This is a genomic window from Paeniglutamicibacter sp. MACA_103, assembly GCF_045798555.1.
Classification (GTDB): domain Bacteria; phylum Actinomycetota; class Actinomycetes; order Actinomycetales; family Micrococcaceae; genus Paeniglutamicibacter.
In genome coordinates this window covers 91,545-97,862 of sequence record NZ_JBIXLN010000014.1, presented here as the reverse complement: position 1 = coordinate 97,862, position 6,318 = coordinate 91,545, and the positions used below count along the sequence as shown (strand labels likewise).

5 protein-coding genes are annotated in these 6,318 nt (G+C 64.5%); all 5 read right to left on the bottom strand.

Annotated elements, in window-relative coordinates:
• Positions 1-46: 46 nt before the first annotated feature.
• Complete coding sequence (locus tag ACIPVK_RS08995; protein WP_407611628.1) at positions 47-1,912, bottom strand: PEP-utilizing enzyme; 1,866 nt, start codon at positions 1,910-1,912, stop codon at positions 47-49.
• A gap of 63 nt (positions 1,913-1,975) precedes the next feature.
• Complete coding sequence (locus tag ACIPVK_RS08990; RefSeq protein WP_407611627.1) at positions 1,976-3,076, bottom strand: PEP/pyruvate-binding domain-containing protein; 1,101 nt, start codon at positions 3,074-3,076, stop codon at positions 1,976-1,978.
• Entirely contained in the window at positions 3,073-4,359 is a 1,287-nt protein-coding gene (locus ACIPVK_RS08985) for a cytochrome P450 (RefSeq protein WP_407611626.1), read from the bottom strand. Before ACIPVK_RS08985 ends, ACIPVK_RS08990 begins: the two co-directional genes overlap by 4 nt.
• A 127-nt stretch (positions 4,360-4,486) precedes the next feature.
• Positions 4,487-5,305, bottom strand: a complete 819-nt coding sequence (locus tag ACIPVK_RS08980) for an IclR family transcriptional regulator (RefSeq protein ID WP_407611625.1) — start codon at positions 5,303-5,305, stop codon at positions 4,487-4,489.
• Between the two features lie 107 nt (positions 5,306-5,412).
• Positions 5,413-6,099 (bottom strand): HD domain-containing protein, encoded by a 687-nt coding sequence (locus ACIPVK_RS08975; RefSeq protein WP_407611624.1) that lies wholly within the window; start codon positions 6,097-6,099, stop codon positions 5,413-5,415.
• Positions 6,100-6,318 lie beyond the last annotated feature (219 nt).

Genomic DNA, 6,318 nt, shown 5'->3' with positions numbered 1-6,318 from the left:
CCCCCGCCCACCTTCGGATGTCTAGGACCGCTAGGGGGGAGCGGTCCTAGACGTGCGTGTGGGAGTGTGCCCCGGGTCCGGTGACCACGGGCGACTCCTCAAGGATTTCCACGGTGCCCTTGGTGCCATCCACGCGCAGCATCTGGCCGGTGCGGATGGTGGTGGAGGCGTTTCCGGTTCCGGTGACGGCCGGGAGCCCGTACTCGCGGCAGACAATGGCCGCGTGGCTCATCATCCCGCCGATGTCGGTGACGGTGGCCTTGATCTTGCCGAAGATCGGTCCCCAGCTCGGGGCGGTGATCGGGGCGACCAGGATCTCGCCGGCCTGCACGTCCGAGAGGTCATCGGCGTGCATGACGACGCGGGCCACGCCCTCGACCAGGCCCGGGGAGGCCGCCATGCCCTTGAGCACGCCCGACTCGCCTTCCTCGTCGCCGGCCAGCCACTGCTGGACCTGCTCGGTGGTGATGCCCCAGAGCATCCGGGTGAACGGTTCGGTGATGGCTGCGGGCGGGGTGTTCAGCGCCGGGGCCGGGCGGGCGGTCTTCAGGGCGTCGACGATGCCGCGGCGGCGCTCAATTTCCGCCGGCCACACCACGTTGCCGATCGGCGCGCCGGAGCCGACGCCCCAGGAGGTGACCAGGTCGAAGAGCACGTCGCGGACCTCGTTGCGGCCCAGATAGAGCATGTCCTCGGGCTCGTTCCACAGGCCCTGGGCGTGGAGCATGCGGCTCAGCTCGCGCACCTTGCGCCAGAACACGCCCATGGTCCAGTGCTCGATGTAGAAGTTGTGGTTCTCCACGTACGGGTAGGCGGTGGCGGCCAGGGTGCGCTTGGCATCGAAGATCTCCCGGACCTCGGGGTCCAACAGGTCCCGGTACTCCTCGACGATGCGGTCCTTCTCCGCGATCAGCTTCTCGGTGGGGCGCAGGATGTTGGCCCCGCCCTGCAGGCGGTGGATGTAGTCGGCGATGAAGCCGAGCGGGATCTCCTGGTGTTCGATCCAGTACTTGTCGTGCCCGTAGAAGCCGTTGCCGATGGTGAAGTTGAACCACGGGTCCTTGGCTTCCTCCCAGCGTGCCAGCCAGCGCTCCCCGGTGGGTGACGCCGCAATGGCCGCCAGCGTGGCCGCGGGGTCATCAGTGTTTGAGAACGCACCGGTAAGATCCAGCTCCACGGCCAGTGCGGCAAGCTCCTTGAGCTCGTCGTCGGGCTTGAACAATTCCATGTCCACGCCCTGGACCATGGTGGCGATCGACTGGTCGGGGATGTTGGGGAAGACTTCCTTGCAGAAGTTGAAGAAGTCCAGGTAGGCGATGTAGCCCAGGTTCAGGAACTCGAAGTGGTACTGCCAGTTTTGGTAGCAGAGCTGGATCAGCCGGTCGTAGTTTTCCAGCAGCACTTCGGAGCCGTCCTTGGCCTTGCCGGAGAGGATGTCTTCCATCGGCACCTGGTCGGGCAGGGCATTGAAGGTGAGGGTTTCCATTTCGGCAATGGTCCCCTTGACCTTCACGTGCCAGGCCTTCAGCAGCTCTTCCCAGTTGGCGAAGTAGTGCCCGATGCGGGCCTCGAAGTCCGGGACGCGTGCGGCGATCTGCTCGTCGGGCACCGGCAGCGGGGACATATAGAGGTAGCCCAGGTGGATGCGGAAATCGATGCCGTTGGCGTTGGGGATCATCAGGTGGCGGGCGTTGTACTGGCCCAGGCACTTGACGGCGAATTCCCCGCCGATGGTCTCAAACGGCTTGAAGACGGTGGGCCAGTGCTGCGAGTCGCAGAACCAGAACTTCTCGTCTTCCTCCTTCTTGAGGGCGTCCTGGAAGACCAGGTAGTACGGGTAGAGCTCCTCCCAGCCCTCGGCGCCCGGGGGAACCTGGAGATCGGAAGGCTTGGGAAAGGATTTCATGCTCATGGTGGTGGATGCCTTTCAGAAGTTGCTGCGGAGTTGGGAGAAGCGATGAAAAGGATGGATGTACTAGGAAGCGGTGTTCATCAGTGAGGAAGTGATGGAGGAGAAATTGAAGCCCGAGCCGGAGCCCAAGCCCAGGGACGAGGCGTACCCGCCTCCGGTCGGCTTGACGGTGGCCTTGGAGGAGTGCACGGTCTCCGGTCGGGACTGGAGCAGCAATAGGTTTTCGCCTGCGGGCAAATCCGCATCCAGCGCCCACTCGATGTCCTGCGGGCAGCCGTAGTGCTTCTCGGCGCGCTTGGCCAGCTGCGCGACCAGCGCCAGGTCGGCGTCGGAGAGGCACCGCACCGCGCGGCGCTCCTCGCTGACCTCGACCTCCACCAGGGAATTGGTGGCCGGATCCGGGATCAACTCGGCGTGCTTGGCTCCGATATGTTCGGTGATGACGGCCAAGGTGACTTTGTCCAGCTGGATGTTGTCCGGGGTGACGGTGCCCGAGACGACCATTTCGCCGACCCCATAGGAGGCATCGATGGTGATCTTGGAGCGGTCGCCATTGGTGGGATCCAGGGTCATGGCCACGCCCGAGGCCGCGGAGTTGACCATCTTCTGCACGACCACGGCCATGGACAGGCCCTCGTCGGGGATGTTGTTCTTCAACCGGTACAGGATGGCCCGCGAGGTGTAGAGCGAGGCCCAGCAGGCACGGATGTGTTCGGTGACCGAGTCGTAGCCGTTGAGCCACAGGTAGGTGTCTTGCTGCCCGGCGAACGATGCGTCGGGCAGGTCCTCGGCGGTGGCCGAGGAACGCACCGCCAACGGCACCTCCGCTGCGAAGTTGGCCTGCAGCGCGGCGAAGGCGTCGCGGGTGACTTCGCGCAGGGCAGCGGGCACCGGGCGCTGGGTGATCATCAGCCGGATCGAGGCGCTCGCCGCGTCCACCGCCTTGACGTCCTCGGGGTCGAGCTCGGTGAGCAGCGCGTTGATTTCGGCAGTGATGCCGCCGTCCATGAAGGCGTCGAACGCGGCAGTGGTGACGACGAAGCCGGGAGGCACCGGCATCCCCGCGGCGGTCATGGTGACCAGTGAGGCGCCCTTGCCTCCGAGGTTTTCCAGCTTCGGCTCGGCACCGCCGTCGAAGAATTCGATGAAGTCGTTGTTGCTCATGCCTGGGATTCCTTCCAGCTCACGTTGACGTATTCGGGGACGCGGAAGGAGAGGTTCTTGCGGAACTCGATGCCCTCACCGTCCAGTAGCTCAAGGCTCGGGATCCTGGCGGTCAATTCCTCCAGGGCGATCTTGGCCTGCAGCTTGGCGAGCATGTTGCCCAGGCAATAGTGGATGCCGAAGCCGAAGGAGAGGTGCTCGCGGGCGTTAGCCCGGGTGATGTCGAAGGCCTCGGCGTCCTCGAAGCGGTCTTCGTCGCGGTTGGCCGCGCCCATCAAGAGCAGGAGCTCGGCGCCCGCCGGGATCTTGACCCCGGCGACCTCGGTGTCCTTCAGTGCCTTGCGGCGCCAGCCGACGATGGACCCGGCGTAGCGCAGAACCTCGTCGATCGCCGCGGGGATGGCCTTGGGGTTTTGAACGACCTGTTCCCAGGCCTCGCGGTGGGCCAGCAGCACGCGCACGCAATTGGAGATCAGCGTGGTCGTGGTTTCGTGGCCGGCGAAAAGCAGGGAGTAGAGCAGCGATGCGATCTCGTGGTCGGTGATTTCCGCGCCCTCGGACTGGGCCTTGACCAGGTCGGCGGTGAGGTTGTCTCCGCCGAATTCGTGGGCGTGGGCCACGAGGCGCTGGCATTCGGCCCAGTAATCCACGAGGTTGTGGGCGTGCGGGACCTGCTCCTCGTCGCTCAAGTCTCCCCATGTCATGGCCGCGCGGGAGTCGCTCCAGCGCTTGTAGGTGTCGACCTGGGAGATGTCGGCGCCGATGAGGGTGAGGATAGTGATGGTCGGGATGGCATAGGCCAGGTCCTTGACGATGTCGCCCTGGCCGGATTCGCGGGCCAGCATTTCCTCGATGGAGGACACGACGTTGGCGCGGATGGAAGGCTCCAGGGCCTTGAAGCGGCGCGGGGTGAAGGCCTTCTGCGCAATGGCCCGGATGCGGGTGTGCTCGGGCGGGCGGCGGGCCGAGAGCCCGGAGTAGGTGGTGAAGCCGCCGTCATTCATGATCTTGGTGGCCTGCGGGCCGCGCTTGCGGACCGGGGCCTGCGCGTTTTCCGAGGAGAAGGTTTCCCAGTCCTCGAAGACGGCCTTGACGTCGTCGTAGCGGGTGACAACGTAGAGACCGACGCGTTCGTCGAACATCACGGGTTGTTCGTTGCGGAGGTTCGAGTAGGAGGGGAACGGGTTCTCCATGGTGAACGGTTCATAACCGTGGTGGTCGGCCGGTGCCGTGGCGCCATGGCCCATGGGACAAACCCCGGAGGCAACATTGCTGCTGGACATGGAACGAACTCCTTGAGAAAAAGGTGGGCTGCGGCCGCAGTGTGAGCGGCGCAACATTCATTGACTCAAGTGTTACCCATGGCACATCGAAAGGGTATGGGATATTTCCCACTCAGTGGAAGGCGGTTTAGGGCTGCGATTCCGCTGGGGGCAACGGGGTGCCGCCGGTGATGCTGCCAAGCAGGGTCTCCAGCGGGATGTGTGCCGTGGCCGCCTCGATGCGTTGGGAGATGCCTTTCAGCACGGGCAGGTGCCGGGTCATGGTGGCGGCATTGGCGGAGGAAACCACCAGTCCGATCGAGCAGCCAAGCCGGCCGGTGTGGAAGACCGGAACGGCAATGGAGCATGAGCCGATGATGACTTCTTCCTGGGTCGTTGCGTATCCCTGTTCCCGCACCTGGGCCAGTTCCGCACGCAAGCGGGTCGGATTGACGTGGGTGTGCCCGGTGACGTTGGCCAAGGGGTGGCTGAGGTACGCATCGGTGACCCAGTCCTCGGAGTATGCCAGGATCACCTTGCCCACCGCGGTGGCATGCAGCGGCAGTCGGCCGCCGACCCGCGAGGCGCGCGGAACCCGCTTGGAGCCGTACACCCGGTCGATGTACAGAGCCATGTTGCCGTCTCTGACCGCAAGCTGGCTGGTCTCGCCAGTCAGGGAGAACATGTCCTGGACGAAGGGGCGGGCAGTGTCGCGCAGCTGACGGCCTGCGTTCTGGGCAATGGCCCAGAGCCGCAGCCCCAATTGAATCCCGCCGTTGGGCCCGCGGCTGAGCATGCCCCACTCGACCAGCTCACCCACCAGTCGATGGGTGGTGCTGAGGGGAACGCCCGAGGCCTCGGCGATTTCGCTGAGGCTCAGCGCCCTGCGCGAGGTTTCAAAGACTTCCATGATGGCAAGGACCTTGGAGGTCACGGTGCTCCCGGGCACTCGGTTTCCGCCGGCCATCACCTGGCTCCTCTCCGTCGGCGGCACCTGTCCGCCGCGCATTCCTTGAGTGTAGGCGAGCATCCTCGGAAGGGAGTGGATAGAATCTGGAGGCGCCGACGGTTTCTCTAGCGGCTGGGCTGAAGTTCCCGACTCCTCGGCCAGAGGTTCGCCTGCTCCAGGGCGATCAATCCGTGGGCCATGACGGTGGCCTCGGGGGTAAAGAGCTTGCCCATTACCCGCGAGGCACACAGACGCAGGGCCTGGCCGCGGTGAAGGCCAAACCAGTCCATGACGGTGTCCAACCCGTGCGGGGTCAAACGCCACAGCTTGTCCGCGTCCTTGACGATTTCGTCGTCGGGATTCAGGGCATGGGAGCGGGAGTCATGGCCGTCGATGATCGCGGCAACCTGTTCGATCACCAGCGAATCCACCCCGAGGGATTCGAGGATTTCCGTGGACAGCCGGGCACCTTCCTGTTCGTGCTGCAAGATCAGGTCCGGGCGTCCACCGCCGGGGGCAATGGCAGCAAGCACCAGTCCGGGTTCCACTTTCGACCAGCCGATGTCGTGCAACATCATCGCCGGCAGCACCACTCCGGGGTCTGCCTGCGGCCGTTGATCGAGCAGTGCGGCGGCCAGGGAGAGGGAATAGAGCGTGTGGGCGTCGTTGTCGCGCACTGCGAGGAGGGATCGTGCTCGTCCCCAGATCTCGCCCAGAAGCGGGTGCGTTTCGAAGAGGTCCGGTGAAGGCAGCGGGGTGTGCTCGGAGGTGTCTAGGCCATAGTGGTTGGCTTGCGGATGCACTTTAATCATGGGCACATGCTTGCACCAACACACTCGATTCCCAAGGGTTGTTTCCCGGGCAGTGGAAACGGCTCTGTCGCGAAGTTGCTGCGCCTGTTTGCAGGGAAGCCGATCGGGCGCGACTTAGTGGGTTAAATGGGTGAGCACCGGCCGGAAGATTATGGGGGCAATTCTTCCGACCGGTGCTCTCATCACTCGCACCTTCAAGAGGTATCTAAAACAATAAGG

Coding starts and splice junctions, on each gene's coding strand:
- ACIPVK_RS08995 (WP_407611628.1), bottom strand. CDS start 1,912: ATGAGCATGAAATCCTTTCCCAAGCCTTCCGATCTCCAGGTTCCCCCG.
- ACIPVK_RS08990 (WP_407611627.1), bottom strand. CDS start 3,076: ATGAGCAACAACGACTTCATCGAATTCTTCGACGGCGGTGCCGAGCCG.
- ACIPVK_RS08985 (WP_407611626.1), bottom strand. CDS start 4,359: ATGTCCAGCAGCAATGTTGCCTCCGGGGTTTGTCCCATGGGCCATGGC.
- ACIPVK_RS08980 (WP_407611625.1), bottom strand. CDS start 5,305: ATGGCCGGCGGAAACCGAGTGCCCGGGAGCACCGTGACCTCCAAGGTC.
- ACIPVK_RS08975 (WP_407611624.1), bottom strand. CDS start 6,099: ATGATTAAAGTGCATCCGCAAGCCAACCACTATGGCCTAGACACCTCC.